Here is a 16,965-nt window from a genome sequence, read left to right as displayed (position 1 = left end):
CCGGCAGCTCCGACTCCCGACCTCCCCGGCGGCACCGCCGCCACTGAGCAGTTCACCACCCCGCCTCTCACCGGCCCGGCGCACCGCGTCGTCGCCGTCGACGGAGTCGCCATGGTGCGCCTCCTCGGACCTCAGGACCGCCTCATCCGGGCGGTCGAAGGACGATTCCCCGACGTCCGGGTGCACGTGCGCGGCAACGAGGTGACGCTCGACGGCGAGCACGCCCCGGTTGCGGCTGCGGCGCGCCTGGTGGAAGAACTGGTGCTCATGACGGCAGGCGGCCACGATCTCGACCCCGACGGCGTGCGAGAGTCCGCGCGGATCCTCGAGAACGGCGGCCCGGTGTCGCCGGCGGAGGCGTTCGGGCAGGCGATCCTCACGGCGCGCGGCAAGAGCATCCGCCCCAAGACCGTCGGTCAGCGCGAGTACGTCGACGCCGTCGACCAGAACACCATCGTGTTCGGCATCGGCCCGGCGGGCACGGGCAAGACCTATCTCGCGATGGCGAAGGCGGTGCAGGCCCTCCAGCGCAAGGAGGTCGAGCGGATCATCCTGACCCGTCCCGCCGTCGAGGCGGGCGAGAGGCTCGGCTACCTCCCCGGCTCGCTCACCGACAAGATCGACCCGTACCTGCGCCCGCTCTACGACGCGCTGAACGAGATGATGGACCCCGAGAACGTCCCGAAGCTGCTGGCCGCGGGCGTCATCGAGGTCGCGCCCCTGGCCTACATGCGCGGGCGGACGCTGAACAACTCGTTCGTCGTCCTCGACGAGGCGCAGAACACCACGCCCGAGCAGATGAAGATGTTCCTCACCCGCCTCGGCTTCGGCTCGAAGATGGTGATCACCGGCGACATCACCCAGGTCGATCTGCCCACCGGATCGAGCGGGCTCCGGCTCGTCACCCGGGTGCTCGACGACATCGACGACATCCACTTCTCGCGCCTGGGCAGCGAGGACGTGGTGCGCCACAACCTCGTCGGCCGCATCGTCGACGCGTACACCGAGTACGACCAGCTGAAGCAGGCGCAGAACTTCGAGCGCGAGCAGGCGCGCGAGTTCGCGAACCGCGCCGAGCGGCGCGGATCCACCCGCACCGGCGGCGACAGCCAGCCCCAGCGCCCCCGCGGCTGACCCCGCCCGACAGAAGGACTTCCGCGCCCCGTGAGCATCGAGATCAACAACGAGTCGAGCGTCCCCGTCGACGAGGCGGCACTGCTGCGCCTCGCCGGCTACGCGCTCGACTCGCTCCACGTGCACCCCGACGCCGAGCTGGCGATCGTGCTGGTCGACGAGGGGGCGATGGAGCAGCTGCACGTCCAGTGGATGGACGAGCCGGGGCCCACCGACGTGCTGAGCTTCCCGATGGACGAGCTGCGCCCGGGCACCGAGGACGAGCAGACTCCCGCCGGACTCCTCGGCGACATCGTGCTGTGCCCGCAGGTCGCCCAGACGCAGGCCGAGGCGGCCGGTCACTCGGTGCTCGACGAGCTGCAGCTGCTCACCGCGCACGGGCTGCTGCACCTGCTCGGCTTCGACCACGCCGAGGCCGAGGAGGAGCGCGAGATGTTCGGCATCCAGCGCGACATCCTCGTGGGCTTCCACATCAGCGAACGACGACGATAGGCGCCTCGTGCTGACCCTCCAGCTGCTCGTCGCCGCGCTCGCCCTCGTCGCCGTCGGCGGCTGGCTCGCGGCGACCGACGCCGCGCTCGGCGTCCTCTCGCGGAGCGATCTGCTCGACATGGCCAACCACTCCCGAAGCGCGCGGTCGCTGCGGGCCATCGCCGGCGACCTCAGCGCGCACGTCAACGTCGTCAACTTCTCGCGGATCGCCGCCGAGACGACGGCGGCCGTCTTCGTGACCGCCGTTCTCGTCGTCGTCATCGAGCAGCTCTGGCTGGCGCTGCTGCTCGCGATCCTGATCATGGCGGCCGTCTCGTTCGTGCTCGTCGGATCGAGCCCCCGCAGCGTCGGGCGAGCGCACGCGCGCGCCGTGCTCGGCACGAGCGCCTCGCTCGTCCACGTCCTGCGGGTCGGCCTCGGCCCAGTGGCGCACGGGCTGGTCGCCCTCGGCAACCGGGTCACCCCGGGCACCGGGCGCTCGGCCGGCTTCTCGTCCGAGGAACAGCTCCTCAGCATGGTCGACGAGGCCACCGAGCAGGACGTCCTCGAGCAGGACGACCGCGAGCTCATCCACTCGATCTTCGAGTTCAACGACACCCTCGTCCGCGAGGTCATGGTCCCGAGGACCGACATGGTGACCATCGAGGCGAGCGCCTCGGTCGGCGCGGGCATGGGCCTGCTGCTCAGCCGCGGGATCTCGCGACTGCCCGTGATCGGCGACGGAGTGGACGACGTGCTCGGCGTCCTCTACCTCCGCGACGTCGCGCGGCACACCTACGAGCGGCCCGACGACGCCGACGCCGTCTCGGAGCTGGCCCGGCCGGCGCTCTTCGTGCCTGAGTCGAAGAAGGCCGACGAGCTCCTCCGCCAGATGCAGCTCGAGTCGAACCATCTAGCGATGGTGGTCGACGAGTACGGAGGCATCGCCGGCCTCGTCACACTCGAGGACCTCATCGAGGAGCTCGTCGGCGACATCTCGGACGAGTACGACCGCGAGGTCGACCTCTTCGAGGAGACCGAGCCCGGCGTCTACCGCGTCTCGGCGCGGCTGCCGGTCGACGAGCTGGGCGAGCTGTTCGAGCTCGACCTCGAGGACGACGACGTCGACTCCGTCGGCGGTCTGCTCACCAAGGCCTACGGCCGGCTGCCCGAACGGGGTGCCGTCGCTCGCATCGACGGCGTGATCCTCGAGGCTGAGCAGGCGGATCCCCGCCGAGGCACCATCTCGACGGTCATCGTCCGCCGCGATCCGGACTACGATCCGTCACGCGAGCCCGGTACCGGCCCGATCCCCGTCGTCGCCGACGACGGAGGGGACACCGATGGCGGCAGCGACCACGCGGATCCCTCGCAGGAGAAGCCGAAGCCCTCCGGGTCCAAGAAGTCCAAGAAGCCGAGGGCCGACGACGGGAAGAACCGGAAGAAGGCTCCGGTCGACGAGTCCCCGACGACGACCACCGAGAACGCGATCACCCCATGACCACCGCACCGGCGCCCACCGCGGCACCGACCACCGCAGCACCGACGACGACAGCACCGAACGAGGACGCACGATGACCGACACCACCCCTCCCACGACGCCCTTCCGGGCGGGATTCGTGTCGTTCGTCGGCCGTCCCAACGTCGGCAAGTCGACGCTGACCAACGCGCTCGTGGGCGAGAAGATCGCGATCACCAGCTCGAAGCCGCAGACGACGCGGCGCGCGATCCGCGGAGTCGTGCACCGCGAGGAGGGCCAGCTGATCGTCGTCGACACCCCCGGCATCCACCGCCCCCGCACCCTGCTGGGCGAGCGTCTCAACTCGCTCGTCACCTCGACGCTGGGCGACGTCGACGTGATCGGGATGCTCTTCCCGGCCGACGAGCCGATCGGCCCCGGCGACCGCTTCATCAACGAGCAGCTCGACTCCTTCCCGCGGGCGCGCAAGGTCGCGATCGTCTCGAAGGTCGACCTGATGTCGAAGAAGTCCGTGGCGAAGCAGCTGCTCGCCGTCTCCGAGCTCCGCGAGTGGGACACCATCGTCCCCATCTCCGCCGTGACCGCCGAGCAGCTCGACGTCCTCGCCTCCGAGCTGCTCTCGCTGATGCCGGAGTCACCCGCTCTCTACCCGAAGGAGGCGGTGACCGACGAGGACCTCTTCTCGCGCATCGCCGAGTTCATCCGGGAGGCCGCGCTCGAGGGCGTGTCCGACGAGCTCCCGCACTCCCTCGCCGTGACGCTCGACGACATGGTCGAGCGCGAGGACGGCTCCCTGATCGACATCTACGCGAACGTCTTCGTCGAGCGCGACAGCCAGAAGGGCATCATCATCGGCAAGGGCGGTCAGCGGCTCCGCGAGGTCGGCGCGGTGTCGCGCGAGCAGATCGAGCGGCTCCTCGGCAAGCGCGTCTTCCTCTCGATCAGGGTGAAGGTCGCGAAGGAGTGGCAGCGCGACCCGAAGCTGCTCGGGCGCCTCGGGTTCTGATCCACGCCCTCGGCCGGAGGGTGACGCCGATCACCCCGCAGGACGACGACAGCACGCCCTCCGCCCCCTAGCGTGAGAAGCATGCGTGCCCTCCTCGACCGTCCGGCGGCGCTCCCGGTCGCCGGGGCGGCCCTCGCCGCCCTGCACCTGATCGCGGGTCTCGTCGCCGTCGAGCCGATGGAGACCGTGCCGGCCGGACTGCTGATCGGTCTGGCTCTCGCGGTCGCCGCTCTCCTGCCGGCCCTCGCCCCCACGCTCATCGCGCTCGCGGTGATCGCCGGCGGAGGCTTCACCGTCGTCGGCGTACCGGTCGACGGCGTCCTCGTCGGCATGGTCGTGCTCTGGTCGACGGCTCGCAGGCTCGGACCGTGGACGAGGTCACTCGCCCTCGCGGGCGCACTGCTCCTCTCGGGGATCGGCGGCCTCTCGGCCGGCCTCGATCTGCCCGGGCTCGACGCGCTGCCGTCGAACATCGAGTTCCTGGTCCGCGCCGTCGTCGCGCTCCTCGTCGCCTCGGTGCTGTGCGGACTGAAGGTGCTCTCCTTCGTGCTCGGAGTACGCTCCCCGGTCGGCCCCGACGACCAGGTCGAGCGACTCCTGACTCGCGTCGCCGGACCCCAGGATCCGTTCGCGGTCGGCGCTGCGGGGGGCCAGGCGGTCCTCCTCCTGGCGCTGACGGGCCTGTCGATCACGGCGCTCAACGACACATTGGACGTCTTCGTCGCCGGCGTCCTCTCGGTGGCGCTCGTCCTCCACGGTCGTTCCCCGGGTCTCGCGCTCACCATCGCCTGGATCGGTGCCGCCCTGCAGATGGCGCTGCACCTCGCTCCCGGCTCCGCGGACCTCGCGATCCTCGTCGTGCTGTTCGGCGCCGGAGCAGCCTCGTCGCGCCGGGTGCGAGCCGCCGGCGCGATCTCGGCGATCGCCGGCTCCGTCGTCGCGGTCGCCTATCTGGTCCTCGCCTTCGATCTGATCGCGAACACGGTCGACTCCGTGCTCACTCTGGGGGCGACTTTCAGCGGGATCCTCGCGACTCTCGGCCTCTCGTGGACCGTCGGGCTGCTGTCCCGCTCCGTCCGCCGGGCGCGGGAGGGACAGAGCCTCCGTGCCGAGGCCGAGCGCGAGCGCGCCCGGGCGCAGCGCGAGCTCGACACGGTCGAGGAGCGCAACCGGATCGCGCGCGACATGCACGACGTCGTGGCGCACTCGCTCGCCGTCGTCATCGCGCAGGCCGACGGAGCCCGCTACCTCGGGGCGGCGAGCCCCGAGCAGACCGATGCCGCCCTCCTGACGATCTCGAGTGTCGCCCGAGACGCGCTCGGAGACGTGCGGGTGCTGCTCGCCCAGCTGCGGCACAGCCAGAGCGACGGCCCGCAGCCCGAGGCCCGCGATCTCCCCGCGCTGCTCGACAGCGTCTCGGGTGCCGGTGCGCGGGTGCACTCCGATCTCGAGGTCGATCTCGACTCCGTCCCCCGCGCCACCGGCCTGGCGCTCTACCGGATCGCGCAGGAGGCGACCACGAACGCACTCCGCCACGGCCGCCCCGGCAGCCCGCTGGACGTCTCGCTCCGGCGGGAGGCGGGCGAGGTCGTCCTGATCGTGCGGAACGCGCGCTGCTCGGATGAGGAGACCGTCACGGTGCCGGGGGAGGGCCACGGCCTCGTCGGCATGCACGAGCGCGCCACCCTCGTCGGCGGCGTCCTCACCGCCGGCCCCGACGGTGAGCACTTCGTCGTCGACGCCCGCCTGCCCGCGCTCGCGACCTCTCCGATCCCGCTGGTCCCCCTCGACCCGCCGCCCCTCACCCGACCCCTCGCCTCTGGAGGCAGCCCCGCATGACCGATCCCATCCGCATCGTCCTCGTCGACGACCAGGCGCTCTTCCGCGCCGGCATCCGCATGCTCCTCAGCTCGCAGCCCGATCTCGAGGTGGTCGGTGAGGCGTCGGACGGTGCGGAGGGTGCCGAGCTCGTCGGCCGCGTCGCACCCGACGTCGTGCTCATGGACATCCGGATGCCCGGCGTCGACGGCATCGAGTCGACGCGGAGGATCCTCGCGCACGCCGCCGAGGCGGGAGTCGCACCTCCGCGGATCCTGGTGCTGACGACCTTCGATCTCGACGAGGCGGCAGCGCGTGCGATCCGCGCGGGCGCGAGCGGCTTCCTCCTCAAGGACACCGAGCCCGGCTTCCTGCTCGCGTCGGTGCGGACGGTCCACGCCGGGACCGCGGTGGTGGCCGCCTCCGCCACCCGTGAGCTCTTCGAGCACTTCGGCGCGCCGGGCAGCGGCCGCGAGACGCCGGCCGAGTTCGAGACGCTCACCGATCGCGAGCGCGAGATCTTCCACCTCGCCTCCCGCGGGCTCAGCAACACCGAGATCGCGCGAGCCGAGTTCCTCAGCGAGGCGACGGTGAAGACGCACATCAGCCGCACGCTCGGCAAGCTGGGCCTGCGCGACCGGGTGCAGCTCGTGGTCTACGCCTACGAGAACGGTCTCGTCGCCTGACACCGCGCGGCCCGGGAGGGCAGTGCTACCCTGGCCCCGTGCGTTACGGTCTGCTCCTTCTTAGCCGCCGCGACGAGATCTGATCCTCAGGCCTCCCTCGTCGCGGTGTCCGTCGTCGGCTGAACCGAGTTCCACCCGCGTGGTCTGATCCGCATCCGGATCCCCGCGACACGAGAGACGCGCATGTGCGCGCAGGAGAGCACCCCATGAAGAACACCCAGAAGCCGTCGCCCATGCCGATCGGCAAGTACAAGCCCTTCCACGAGCAGATCACCGTCGAGCTGCCCGACCGCACGTGGCCGACCAAGCGCATCACGCAGGCGCCGCGCTGGTGCGCCGTCGACCTGCGCGACGGCAACCAGGCCCTCATCGATCCGATGAGCCCGGAGCGCAAGCGCATCATGTTCGACCTGCTCGTCTCGATGGGCTACAAGGAGATCGAGGTCGGTTTCCCGAGCGCGAGCCAGACCGACTTCGACTTCGTGCGCAGCCTCATCGAGGAGGGCGCGATCCCCGAGGACGTCACCATCCAGGTGCTGACCCAGGCGCGCGACCACCTGATCGAGCGCACCTACGAGTCGATCCGCGGAGCCCGCCAGGCGATCGTGCACCTCTACAACTCGACCAGCGTGCTGCAGCGCGAGGTCGTGTTCCGCAAGGACAAGCAGGGGATCATCGACATCGCCCTGGCGGGTGCGCGGAAGTGCCGCGAGATGGAGTCGTCCGTCCCCGGCACCTCCGTGTACTACGAGTACTCGCCCGAGAGCTATACCGGCACCGAGCTGGAGTTCGCCCGCGAGATCTGCGACCGCGTCGTCGAGGTCTTCGAGCCGACTCCCGAGCGCAAGGTCATCCTGAACCTGCCCGCAACGGTCGAGATGGCCACGCCCAACGTCTACGCCGACTCGATCGAGTGGATGAGCCGCAACCTGGCCCAGCGCGAGAACATCATCCTGTCGCTGCACCCGCACAACGACCGGGGCACCGCCGTCGCCGCCGCCGAGCTGGGCTACCTGGCCGGCGCCGACCGCATCGAGGGCTGCCTCTTCGGCAACGGCGAGCGCACCGGCAACGTCGACCTGGTCGCGCTGGGGGTCAACCTGTTCACGCAGGGCATCGACCCGCAGATCGACTTCAGCGACATGGACGCCGTGAAGCGCACGGCCGAGTACTGCAACCAGCTGGCCGTGCCCGAGCGGAGCCCCTGGGCGGGCGACCTGGTCTTCACCGCGTTCAGCGGCTCGCACCAGGACGCCATCAAGAAGGGCTTCGAGGCGATGGAGGCCGAGGCCGAGCGCACCGGCCGCAGCGTCGACGAGCTGACCTGGGCCGTGCCCTACCTGCCGGTCGACCCGAAGGACCTCGGTCGCTCCTACGAGGCTGTCATCCGCGTCAACTCGCAGTCGGGCAAGGGCGGCGTCGCCTACCTGCTGAAGACCGACCACGCGCTCGACCTGCCGCGCCGCCTGCAGATCGAGTTCTCCGGAGTCGTCCAGGCCAAGACCGACGCCGAGGGCGGCGAGGTCACCAGCGAGCAGATCTGGGCGATCTTCCAGGACGAGTACCTGCCGGCGCCCGCCCACCGCGCCGACGAGAAGTGGGGCCGCTTCGAGCTGACCCGCACCAGCACGTCGAGCGACCTGGGCGGATCGATCGCCCTCGACGCCGTGCTGCGCGTCGGCGACGAGATGATCACGGCGAGCGCGACCGGCAACGGCCCGATCAACGCGTTCGAGGCGGTGCTGGCGCAGCACGGCATCGAGGTCCGCGTCTTCGACTACGTCGAGCACGCTCTCAGCGCCGGCGGCGACGCGCTCGCCGCGTCGTACGTCGAGTGCTCGGTGAACGGCCGCACCCTCTGGGGAGTGGGCGTCGACGCCGACATCTCGACCGCCTCCCTCAAGGCGATCGTGTCGGCCGTGAACCGCGCTCTGCGCGAGACCACGCCGGCCCTCGAGCTGGCGGGCGCCTCCGTCTGACCCGTCGCTCGCCGGCCCTCGCGAGGGAACCCCGGAGCGTCGAGGGAGCCACTCACCAGAGGCTCCCTCGACGCGCCGGGGTTCCCTGGTCGGCGGGGGTCAGGTGGAGCGGCGCCAGCGCAGGCGCGGCACGCGGTTCAGAGCCCGCTGCTCCGGCAGGCTCCAGCCGTAGCGCACCGCCAGCAGCCGGATCACGGTGGTGACGCCCACTGCCATCGGTGCTGCGAAATCGATCAGCATGCCGAAGCGCAACCCCGTCACCAGCACCACGGTCCCCGCGGTCGCGGCCACCGCGTACAGCGAGCCGACGTGCATCAGCGCGATCGGCCGGTTGAGCAGGATGTCGCGCACCACCGAGCCGCCGACCGCCGAGACGGTGCCCACGAACACGGCGGGCACCTCCGGAACGCCCAGCGACAGCGCCTTCGTCGTGCCGATCGCACCGAACAGGCCCAGGGTGAGCGCGTCGAGCGCCGTGATGGTGCCGTCCACCCGGTTCAGCACGTGCTGCAGAAGCATCCCGAGCAGGGAGGCGGCGACCGCCACCAGCAGGTAGGCGTTCGTGTGCAGCGCGACCAGCGGAGTCTGCAGCAGCAGATCGCGCAGCACGCCGCCGCCCAGCCCGGTCGCGGTACCGATGATCGTGACGCCGAGCAGGTCGATCCGGCGGTCGCGGAACTCGCCCGCGAACATCGCGCCCTGCAGGCAGCCGATGGCGATCGCGAGCAGATCCGCCCAGGCCGGGATCACGAAGAGGGTCGCTGCCACGGAGTCCATCGTTCCACGCCCGGCTCCGCGTCCAGGCGGGTGTCGGTGGTCGGGAGGATAATCGGGGCATGCCCACCTACCGTGACGAAGCCGTCGTGCTCCGCACGCACAAGCTGGGCGAGGCCGACCGCATCGTCACGATGCTCTCGCGCGGGCACGGCAAGATCCGTGCCGTCGCCAAGGGCGTCCGCAAGACGGGCTCCAAGTTCGGCTCGCGGCTCGAGCCGTTCATGGTCGCCGACCTCCAGCTCTACGAGGGCCGGAGTCTCGACATCGTCACGCAGGCCGAGTCCATCGGCGCCTACGGTGCGCTGATCGCGGCCGACTACGACAGCTACACGGCCGCCAACGCGATGGTCGAGACCGCCGATCGGCTGACCGACGCCGACGCCTCCCTCCAGCAGTACCTGCTGCTCGTCGGTGCCCTGCGCTCGCTCTCGCGGCACGAGCACGAGGCCGTGCTCACCCTCGACTCCTATCTCCTGCGCGCGCTGTCGATCGCGGGCTGGGCCCCCAGCTTCGACGACTGCGCCCGCTGCGGCACGCCGGGCCCGCACGGCGCCGTCGTCATCCAGCTCGGCGGAGTCGTCTGCGCCGACTGCACCCCGCCCGGCGCTCCGAGGGTCGCGCCCGAGGTCGTCGTCCTGCTCGGTGCGCTGCTCACGGGAGACTGGGCGCACGCCGAGACCACCGAGCCGTCGACCCGATCGCGGGCCAGCGGTGTCGTGGCCGCCTACACGCAGTTCCACCTCGAACGCGGACTCAGATCCCTGGAGCACGTCACCCGATGAAGCCCTTCACCCACAAGGACGCCGAGCCCTTCCGCCCCCTCGACTGGACGGGGGTCCATCCGCCCGAGCTGCCGCGCAAGGCGGTGCCCGGACACGTCGCGATCGTGATGGACGGCAACGGCCGCTGGGCCAACTCCCGCGGCCTCACCCGCGTCGAGGGGCACAAGCGCGGCGAGGCGGCGCTGCTCGACGTGGTCGCCGGAGCGATCCAGATCGGTGTGAAGCACCTCAGCGTCTACGCGTTCTCGACCGAGAACTGGAAGCGCTCGCCCGACGAGGTGCGCTTCCTGATGGGCTTCAACCGCGATGTGCTGCACCGCCGGCGCGACCAGCTCAACGAGTGGGGCGTGCGCGTGCGCTGGGCGGGCCGGAAGCCGCGGCTCTGGGCCTCCGTGATCAACGAGCTGCAGTTCGCCGAGACACTGACGGCGGGCAATGACGTGCTGACGCTGACGATGTGCGTCAACTACGGGGGCCGCACCGAGATCGCGGATGCGGTCCAGCGGCTCGCGACCGAGGTCGCCGCGGGAAGGCTCAAGCCCTCCGGCATCACCGAGAAGACGATCGCGCGTGCTCTCTACGTGCCCGACATGCCCGACGTCGACCTCTTCGTGCGCTCCTCGGGCGAGCAGCGCACCAGCAACTTCCTGCTCTGGCAGAGCGCCTACGCCGAGATGGTGTTCCTCGACCGGCTGTGGCCCGACTTCAGCCGCACCGACCTGTGGGAGGCGGTCGAGTACTACGCGGGGCGCACCCGCCGCTTCGGCGGGGCGGTCGACGTGCCGGGGGCGTCGGCGTGATCCGCGTCGGCATCGTCGGCTACGGGCTCGCGGGCAGCGTCTTCCACGCGCCGTTCCTGGCCGCCGATCCGGCTTTCTCGATCGTGGCGATCGCCACCTCCGATGCGGCACGCGTGGCGGGGGCCGCCTCCGCGCACCCCGGGGCCCGGATCGTGCCCGACCTCGACGGCGTGCTCGCCGAGCAGCCCGATGTCGTGGTGCTGGCCACTCCTCCCGCTGTGCACCGCGCGCAGGCCGAGGCGGTCCTCGCGGCCGGAGTCGCGGTGATCGTCGACAAGCCGTTCGTGCCGACCGCGGCCGACGCCGATGCGATCATCGCCGCCTCCGAGGAAGCGGGCGCGCCCGTGTTCGTCTTCCAGAACCGCCGGTGGGACGCCGACTTCCTGACGCTCCAGCGACTGCTGCGCGAGGAGGCGCTGGGCGACGTCCTCCGCTTCGAGTCGTCGTTCGAGCGCTGGAGCGCGCCGAAGACGGGCCGCTGGCAGGCGCGGGTCACACCCGCCGAGGGCGGCGGCATCCTGTTCGACCTCGGCAGCCACCTCGTCGATCAGGCGCTCGTGCTGTTCGGGCCGGCCGTGGCCACCGCCGCCGAGACCCGGGTCGTGCACTCCGGAGGCGCGAGCGAGGACGACGCGTTCGTGTCGCTCCTGCACGGCAGCGGAGTGCGCTCGCACCTGGCCATGAGCCGCGTCGCGCGTGCGACGGGGCCTCGCTTCCGCGTCCTCGGCACACGCGCCGCGTTCACCGTGGACGGCCTCGACCCGCAGGAGGGCGCGCTGCGCTCCGGCGGAGCCGACCCTCGGGACGACGACTTCGGCGTGGTCGCTCCCGATGCCGTCGGCACCCTCTCCGACGACAGCGGAGTCCATCGGGTGCCCAGCGAGCGCGGGCGGTACGCCGCCTTCGCCGAGGGAGTCGCGCGCTCGCTCCTCGAGGGTGCACCGCCCCCCGTCGACGTCCGCGAGGCGCGCGAGGTCGTCGCCGTGATTGAGCAGGCGCACGCGCTGGCCGCCGGCTGACGCGACGCGCCCGGCTCCCGGGCACGTCTTGGCGATCAGCGGCAGGCGGGGGATCCTCGAGGGATGAGCACCGCATCCGCGCACCCGTCCGCCCTGCGCGAGCGGTTCGCGGGTGCTCGCGGCTACCACAATGCCTGCACGCTCGGTCTGCCTCCGCGCGAGAGCGTCGAGGCGCTGCGGGCCGACCTCGAGAGCTGGTCGGCGGGCGACAACACGGCTGCGGGCTACGGCGACGTCGCCGAGCGGGCGCGAGCGGCCTTCGCGGACATTGTCGGGATGCCCGTCTCGCAGGTCGCGATCGGCTCGCAGACCTCGGCGATGGCCGCGGTGCTCGCCGCCTCCCTGCCCGACGGCTCGAGGGTGCTCTGCATCGACGGCGACTTCTCGTCGATCGTCTTCCCGTTCCTGGCGCAGGCTCACCGCGGCGTCGAGGTCCGTTGCGTCCCGCTCGAGGCGCTGGCCGACTCCGTCGAGCCCGGTGACGCCCTGGTCGTCTTCTCCGCGGTGCAGTCCTCGAGCGGCGCCCTCGCCGATCTCGACGCGATCGTCGAGGCGGCGGCGCGCCACGGTGTCCGCACCGCCTGCGACCTCACCCAGGCCGCCGGCGTCCTCTCGGTGGACGCGTCGCGGTTCGACGCCACCCTGACCCACGCCTACAAGTGGCTCTGCTCGCCCCGCGGAGTCGCGTTCCTCACCGTCTCGCCCGCCTACTCCGCCGAGCTGATCCCGGTGCAGGCCGGCTGGTACTCGGGCGAGGACGTCTGGTCCTCGTGCTACGGTCCGGCCATGCACCTCGCCGAGAGCGCTCGCCGCTTCGACGTCTCGCCGGCGTGGCAGGCGTTCGTCGGGGCGGAGGCGTCGCTCGAGCTGTTCCGCTCGCTCGACCTGGCCGCGGTCTGGGAGCGAGCGTCCGGGCTCGGCGACAGCCTCTGCGAGCGCCTCGACCGCGAGCCGCAGCACCGCGCGATCGTGTCGTGGACCGACCCGGAGGGCGCGGACCTCGCACGGCTGACGGCCGCCGGGATCCGCGTCTCGGGTCGCGGGGGCCGCCTCCGCGTGGCGTTCCACGTCTGGAACGACGAGTCCGACGTCGACGAGCTGGTCCGGGTCCTCCGCCGCTGACGGGAATACGCTCCGGTCGGAGCGGTTGTCATCGGAGTGACTGACGAGCAGACCCCCATCACCGTCGACATCTGGTCGGACATCGCCTGCCCCTGGTGCTACATCGGCAAGCGCAAGTTCGAGCGCGGGCTGGAGGCGTTCCGCCTCGCTCACCCCGAGGCCCCCGATGTCGCGATCGAGTACCGCAGCTTCGAGCTCTCGCCCGACACCCCCGAGGACTACCGCGGCGGGGAGGCTGCCTTCCTCGCCGAGCACAAGGGGATCCCCGAGGCGCAGGCGCAGCAGATGCTCGACTCCGTCACCGCGATCGCGGCGAGCGTCGGGCTCGACTACCACTTCGAGACGGTGCGGCACGTCAAGACCGTCACCGCTCACCAGGTCCTGCACCACGCGAAGGAGGCAGGGCTGCAGCTCGAGCTGAAGGAGCGTCTCCTGCGCGCCTACTTCGTCGAGGGGCACGACCTGGCCGATCGGTCCGTCCTCGCCTCGCTGGCGGCGGAGGTCGGCCTCGACTCCGACGAGGTGCTGCGCGCGCTCGAGGAGCAGCGCCATCTCGGCGACGTGCAGTCCGACATCGCGCAGGCTCGCGAGTACGGCATCAACGGCGTGCCGTTCTTCGTGCTGGACGGGCGGTTCGGCGTCTCGGGGGCGCAGGAGCCGACGGCGTTCACCGAGGTGCTCGAGCACGTCCTCTCGCAGCGGGCGGTCGTCGCGTGAGCGGCTTCGTGATGCTCGGGGCGTCGGACGTGCCGGTGTGCGAGGACGGCGTGTGCGTCGTGCCCTCCGCCGAGCAGGTCGGTACTGAGCAGGTCGGCCTCGAGCAGGTCAGCGCGGCGGCTCCTCCACGCTGATGTCCGCGACGGTCGCTCCGTAGGCGGCGATCAGCGCGTCGGCGTCGACGAACGCGCTGCGGCCCCCCGCACCGGCGCCCATGGCGATGCGTCGACCGGTGATCCGCTGGTCGGCGACGATCGGCCAGGCCGTCGTCGATCCGATCGGAGTGATCGTGCCGCGGCGGTAGCCGGTCGCCTCGAGGGCGGCCTGCTCGTCGGGCAGCCGCAGCTTGTTGACTCCGACGACGGCGCGCAGCAGCGGCCACGAGATCTGGCGGCCGCCGGGGATCAGCGCGAAGAGGTATTCGCCGTCGTGGCGCTTCACCACCAGCGACTTGACGATCTCGCCGGGCTCGATGCCCAGGAGCTCGGCCGCCTCGGCGAGACTGCGCGCTTCGGGCCGCTCGACGATCTCGACCGCCAGTCCGTGTGCGGTCGCGTCCGCCCGGAACCTCTCGGGTCCGTCCTCCACATGCTCGATCTCGACCATCTCTGCACCCTCTCGGCTCTGCTCGACGTCCTCAACACAGGATCTGGGACAATCGTTACCGATGTCCTCCACTCTTCTGGCCGCTCCACCCGCGCCCGCGCTGCGCATCGGCCCCCTCGAACTCGACGCGCCGGTCGTTCTCGCGCCCATGGCCGGGATCACCAACACCGCCTTCCGCCGGCTCTGCCGCGAGTTCGGGAGCGGTCCCGCTGCCGATGCGCCCGGCGCCGCTGAGTCGCCCGCTGCCGCCGAGGCCGCCAGAGCGCCCGGTGCCGGCGAGATGCTGTTCGTGAGCGAGATGATCACCTCCCGCGCGCTCGTCGAGCGCACTCCGGAGTCGATGCGCCTGATCCGCCACCACCCGAGCGAGTCGGTCCGGTCGATCCAGCTCTACGGAGTCGACCCGCGCACGGTCTCCGAGGCCGTGACGATGCTCGTCGCCGAGGACCGGGCCGATCACATCGACCTCAACTTCGGCTGCCCCGTCGCCAAGGTCACCCGCAAGGGCGGGGGAGCGGCTCTGCCGTGGAAGCTCCCGCTGTTCCGCGCGATCGTCGAGGGCGCGGTGAAGGCGGCCGGAGACATCCCGCTCACGATCAAGATGCGCAAGGGCATCGACGCCGATCACCTCACCTACCTCGAGGCCGCCCGTGCCGCCGAGGGCGCCGGAGTCGCGTCGATCGCGCTGCACGCGCGGACCGCCTCCGAGTTCTACAGCGGCCAGGCCGACTGGTCGGCGATCACCACTCTGAAAGAGGCGATCACGGGCGTGCCCGTGCTCGGCAACGGCGACATCTGGTCGGCCGAGGACGCCCTGCGGATGATGGCCGAGACCGGCTGCGACGGCGTCGTCGTCGGGCGCGGCTGCCTCGGGCGGCCCTGGCTGTTCGGCGACCTCGCCAACGCCTTCGCCGGCTCCGACGAGCGCTTCCGCCCCACCCTCGGCCAGGTCGCGGGGGCCTTCCGCCGTCACGCCGAGCTGATCGTCGAGTTCTTCGAGAGCGAGGAGCGCGGCTGCCGCGACATCCGCAAGCACGTCGCCTGGTACTTCAAGGGCTACCCGGTCGGCGGTGATCTGCGTGCCCGGATGGCCTCCGTCGTGACGCTCGACGAGCTCGACGAGCTGCTCGCCACGCTCGACCCCGACGTGCCCTACCCCGGTGTGGACGCCGAGGGCCAGCGAGGCCGCGCGGGCTCGCCGAAGGTGCCGTCGCTGCCCGACCGCTGGCTCGAGTCGCGGGAGCTGAACGCCGCCCAGCGCGACGCCGTGTCGGCCGCCGAGATCCACCACAGCGGTGGATGACCGCGCGCTCTGGGGGTACTCGCTCGTCGACACCGAGCGCTTCCTGCCGGAGGACCACTCCACCCGCCGCTCCGACTTCGCCCGCGATCGAGCGCGGCTGTTCCACTCCAGCTCCTTGCGGCGACTCGCGGCCAAGACGCAGGTCCTGAGCCCGACCGCCGGAGTCGACTTCGCGCGCAACCGACTCACCCACTCGCTCGAGGTGGCGCAGATCGGCCGCGAGCTGGCGACGAGTCTCGACCTCGACCCCGACGTCGTCGACACCGCCTGCCTCGCACACGACATCGGGCACCCGCCGTTCGGTCACAACGGCGAGCGCGCGCTGAACGCCTGGGCCGCGGGCATCGGCGGCTTCGAGGGCAACGCGCAGACCTTCCGTCTGCTCACCCGCCTCGAGCCCAAGGTGTTCGGCGACGATCAGCGCCCCTACGGGCTGAACCTCACCCGAGCGAGCCTCGACGCGAGCTGCAAGTACCCCTGGCCCGACACGCGGTCGGTCGCCGATCCCTCGGGGCGCGCCAAGTTCGGCTTCTACGACGACGACGAGCCGGCCTTCGCCTGGATGCGCGAGGGCGCCCCCGAGGGCGTGCGCTGCATCGAGGCCGAGGTCATGGACCTCTCGGACGACATCGCCTACTCCGTCCACGACTTCGAGGACGCGGTCTTCTCGGGCTACATCGACGTCGAAGCCCTGGGCTCGCGCGTCGACCACGACGACCTCGTCGAGTCGATGCACTCGTGGGTCGGCGGCGAGATCGAGCACGACGAGCTCGTCGCCGCCTTCGACCGCCTCGACTCGCTCGAGGTGTGGGTCGACTCCTGGGACGGCTCCCGCCGCGACCAGGCGCGCCTGAAGAACCTCACCAGTCAGCTGATCGGCCGCTTCGCAGGCGCGGCGACGGAGGCGACCCGGGACGCGTACGCGCACCCCGACCTCGTCCGCTTCGGCGGCCACGTCGTCGTGCCCCGCGAGCAGCAGGCCGAGATCGCCGTGCTGAAGGGCATCGTCGCCACGTTCGTGATGTCGCGCAACACGCGCCAGCCCATCTACGCGCAGCAGCGCGAGGTCCTCACCCGCCTCGCCGACACTCTCCTCGACCGCGGGCCCGACGCCCTCGAGCCGGGCTTCGCCGAGGACTGGCGCGCCGCCTCCACCGACGCCGCCCGCCGCCGCGTCGTCGTCGACCAGGTCGCCAACCTCACCGACCAGAGCGCGCTGGCGCTGTTCGAACGGCTGAGTTCCTGATGTGACCGGGGCAGAGCCT

16 protein-coding genes are annotated in these 16,965 nt (G+C 71.4%); 14 read left to right on the top strand and 2 right to left on the bottom strand.

Features of this window, described 5'->3' with window-relative positions:
• Positions 1-111: 111 nt before the first annotated feature.
• The 7 genes from ASG06_RS15870 (at position 112) to leuA (ending at position 8,574) form a co-directional block, all read left to right on the top strand.
• On the top strand, positions 112-1,134 hold the full coding sequence (locus ASG06_RS15870) for a PhoH family protein (RefSeq protein WP_056044629.1): 1,023 nt from the start codon (positions 112-114) through the stop codon (positions 1,132-1,134).
• 30 nt (positions 1,135-1,164) lie between these two features.
• Positions 1,165-1,626, top strand: coding sequence for an rRNA maturation RNase YbeY (gene ybeY, locus ASG06_RS15865; protein WP_056044301.1), 462 nt, complete (start codon positions 1,165-1,167; stop codon positions 1,624-1,626).
• A gap of 7 nt (positions 1,627-1,633) precedes the next feature.
• Positions 1,634-3,106, top strand: coding sequence for a hemolysin family protein (locus tag ASG06_RS15860; RefSeq protein WP_231727783.1), 1,473 nt, complete (start codon positions 1,634-1,636; stop codon positions 3,104-3,106).
• A gap of 73 nt (positions 3,107-3,179) precedes the next feature.
• Positions 3,180-4,091 (top strand): GTPase Era, encoded by a 912-nt coding sequence (era, locus tag ASG06_RS15855; RefSeq protein WP_056044300.1) that lies wholly within the window; start codon positions 3,180-3,182, stop codon positions 4,089-4,091.
• 81 nt (positions 4,092-4,172) lie between these two features.
• Positions 4,173-5,930 carry a sensor histidine kinase gene (locus tag ASG06_RS15850; protein WP_056044298.1) on the top strand — a complete coding sequence of 586 codons (1,758 nt, stop codon included), beginning with the start codon at positions 4,173-4,175 and terminating at the stop codon, positions 5,928-5,930.
• Complete coding sequence (locus ASG06_RS15845; RefSeq protein ID WP_056044297.1) at positions 5,927-6,595, top strand: response regulator; 669 nt, start codon at positions 5,927-5,929, stop codon at positions 6,593-6,595. Before ASG06_RS15850 ends, ASG06_RS15845 begins: the two co-directional genes overlap by 4 nt.
• Positions 6,596-6,801: 206 nt before the next feature.
• Positions 6,802-8,574, top strand: a complete 1,773-nt coding sequence (gene leuA / locus ASG06_RS15840) for a 2-isopropylmalate synthase (RefSeq protein ID WP_056044295.1) — start codon at positions 6,802-6,804, stop codon at positions 8,572-8,574.
• Positions 8,575-8,673: 99 nt separating this feature from the next.
• Here the strand turns inward: leuA and ASG06_RS15835 are convergent, their stop codons facing one another.
• On the bottom strand, positions 8,674-9,351 hold the full coding sequence (locus ASG06_RS15835; protein ID WP_056044293.1) for a trimeric intracellular cation channel family protein: 678 nt from the start codon (positions 9,349-9,351) through the stop codon (positions 8,674-8,676).
• A gap of 59 nt (positions 9,352-9,410) precedes the next feature.
• Here ASG06_RS15835 and recO point away from each other — a divergent pair, with 59 nt between their 5' ends.
• The 5 genes from recO (at position 9,411) to ASG06_RS15810 (ending at position 13,791) form a co-directional block, all read left to right on the top strand.
• Entirely contained in the window at positions 9,411-10,133 is a 723-nt protein-coding gene (gene recO, locus ASG06_RS15830) for a DNA repair protein RecO (protein WP_056044291.1), read from the top strand.
• Positions 10,130-10,933, top strand: a complete 804-nt coding sequence (locus ASG06_RS15825; protein ID WP_056044289.1) for an isoprenyl transferase — start codon at positions 10,130-10,132, stop codon at positions 10,931-10,933. Before recO ends, ASG06_RS15825 begins: the two co-directional genes overlap by 4 nt.
• Positions 10,930-11,952, top strand: coding sequence for a Gfo/Idh/MocA family protein (locus ASG06_RS15820; RefSeq protein WP_056044287.1), 1,023 nt, complete (start codon positions 10,930-10,932; stop codon positions 11,950-11,952). Before ASG06_RS15825 ends, ASG06_RS15820 begins: the two co-directional genes overlap by 4 nt.
• A gap of 63 nt (positions 11,953-12,015) precedes the next feature.
• The gene (locus ASG06_RS15815; protein WP_056044285.1) at positions 12,016-13,074 is read left to right on the top strand and encodes an aminotransferase class V-fold PLP-dependent enzyme; all 1,059 of its coding nucleotides are present in this window, start codon (positions 12,016-12,018) and stop codon (positions 13,072-13,074) included.
• A 36-nt stretch (positions 13,075-13,110) separates the two neighbouring features.
• Complete coding sequence (locus tag ASG06_RS15810; protein WP_056044284.1) at positions 13,111-13,791, top strand: DsbA family oxidoreductase; 681 nt, start codon at positions 13,111-13,113, stop codon at positions 13,789-13,791.
• A gap of 108 nt (positions 13,792-13,899) precedes the next feature.
• Here the strand turns inward: ASG06_RS15810 and ASG06_RS15805 are convergent, their stop codons facing one another.
• Positions 13,900-14,397: an aminoacyl-tRNA deacylase gene (locus tag ASG06_RS15805; protein WP_056044282.1), complete on the bottom strand. Its 498-nt coding sequence runs from the start codon at positions 14,395-14,397 to the stop codon at positions 13,900-13,902.
• A 61-nt stretch (positions 14,398-14,458) separates the two neighbouring features.
• Between ASG06_RS15805 and dusB the strand changes: the two genes are divergently transcribed.
• Together dusB and ASG06_RS15795 are read left to right on the top strand one after the other, a co-directional pair.
• Positions 14,459-15,700 (top strand): tRNA dihydrouridine synthase DusB, encoded by a 1,242-nt coding sequence (gene dusB, locus ASG06_RS15800; protein WP_056044280.1) that lies wholly within the window; start codon positions 14,459-14,461, stop codon positions 15,698-15,700.
• The gene (locus ASG06_RS15795) at positions 15,693-16,946 is read left to right on the top strand and encodes a deoxyguanosinetriphosphate triphosphohydrolase (protein ID WP_056044278.1); all 1,254 of its coding nucleotides are present in this window, start codon (positions 15,693-15,695) and stop codon (positions 16,944-16,946) included. Before dusB ends, ASG06_RS15795 begins: the two co-directional genes overlap by 8 nt.
• The last annotated feature ends 19 nt before the right edge of the window (positions 16,947-16,965 follow it).

It is taken from the genome of Rathayibacter sp. Leaf185 (assembly GCF_001423885.1).
GTDB lineage: Bacteria > Actinomycetota > Actinomycetes > Actinomycetales > Microbacteriaceae > Rathayibacter.
The sequence above is the reverse complement of the archived record's forward strand: the minus strand, read 5'-3'. Positions and strand labels throughout refer to the sequence as shown.

Excerpts from the sequence above, each read along its gene's own strand:
- ASG06_RS15870 (WP_056044629.1), top strand. The coding sequence starts at position 112 with ATGGTGCGCCTCCTCGGACCTCAGGACCGCCTCATCCGGGCGGTCGAA.
- era (WP_056044300.1), top strand. The coding sequence starts at position 3,180 with ATGACCGACACCACCCCTCCCACGACGCCCTTCCGGGCGGGATTCGTG.
- ASG06_RS15850 (WP_056044298.1), top strand. The coding sequence starts at position 4,173 with ATGCGTGCCCTCCTCGACCGTCCGGCGGCGCTCCCGGTCGCCGGGGCG.
- ASG06_RS15845 (WP_056044297.1), top strand. The coding sequence starts at position 5,927 with ATGACCGATCCCATCCGCATCGTCCTCGTCGACGACCAGGCGCTCTTC.
- leuA (WP_056044295.1), top strand. The coding sequence starts at position 6,802 with ATGAAGAACACCCAGAAGCCGTCGCCCATGCCGATCGGCAAGTACAAG.
- ASG06_RS15835 (WP_056044293.1), bottom strand. The coding sequence starts at position 9,351 with ATGGACTCCGTGGCAGCGACCCTCTTCGTGATCCCGGCCTGGGCGGAT.
- recO (WP_056044291.1), top strand. The coding sequence starts at position 9,411 with ATGCCCACCTACCGTGACGAAGCCGTCGTGCTCCGCACGCACAAGCTG.
- ASG06_RS15825 (WP_056044289.1), top strand. The coding sequence starts at position 10,130 with ATGAAGCCCTTCACCCACAAGGACGCCGAGCCCTTCCGCCCCCTCGAC.
- ASG06_RS15815 (WP_056044285.1), top strand. The coding sequence starts at position 12,016 with ATGAGCACCGCATCCGCGCACCCGTCCGCCCTGCGCGAGCGGTTCGCG.
- ASG06_RS15805 (WP_056044282.1), bottom strand. The coding sequence starts at position 14,397 with ATGGTCGAGATCGAGCATGTGGAGGACGGACCCGAGAGGTTCCGGGCG.
- dusB (WP_056044280.1), top strand. The coding sequence starts at position 14,459 with ATGTCCTCCACTCTTCTGGCCGCTCCACCCGCGCCCGCGCTGCGCATC.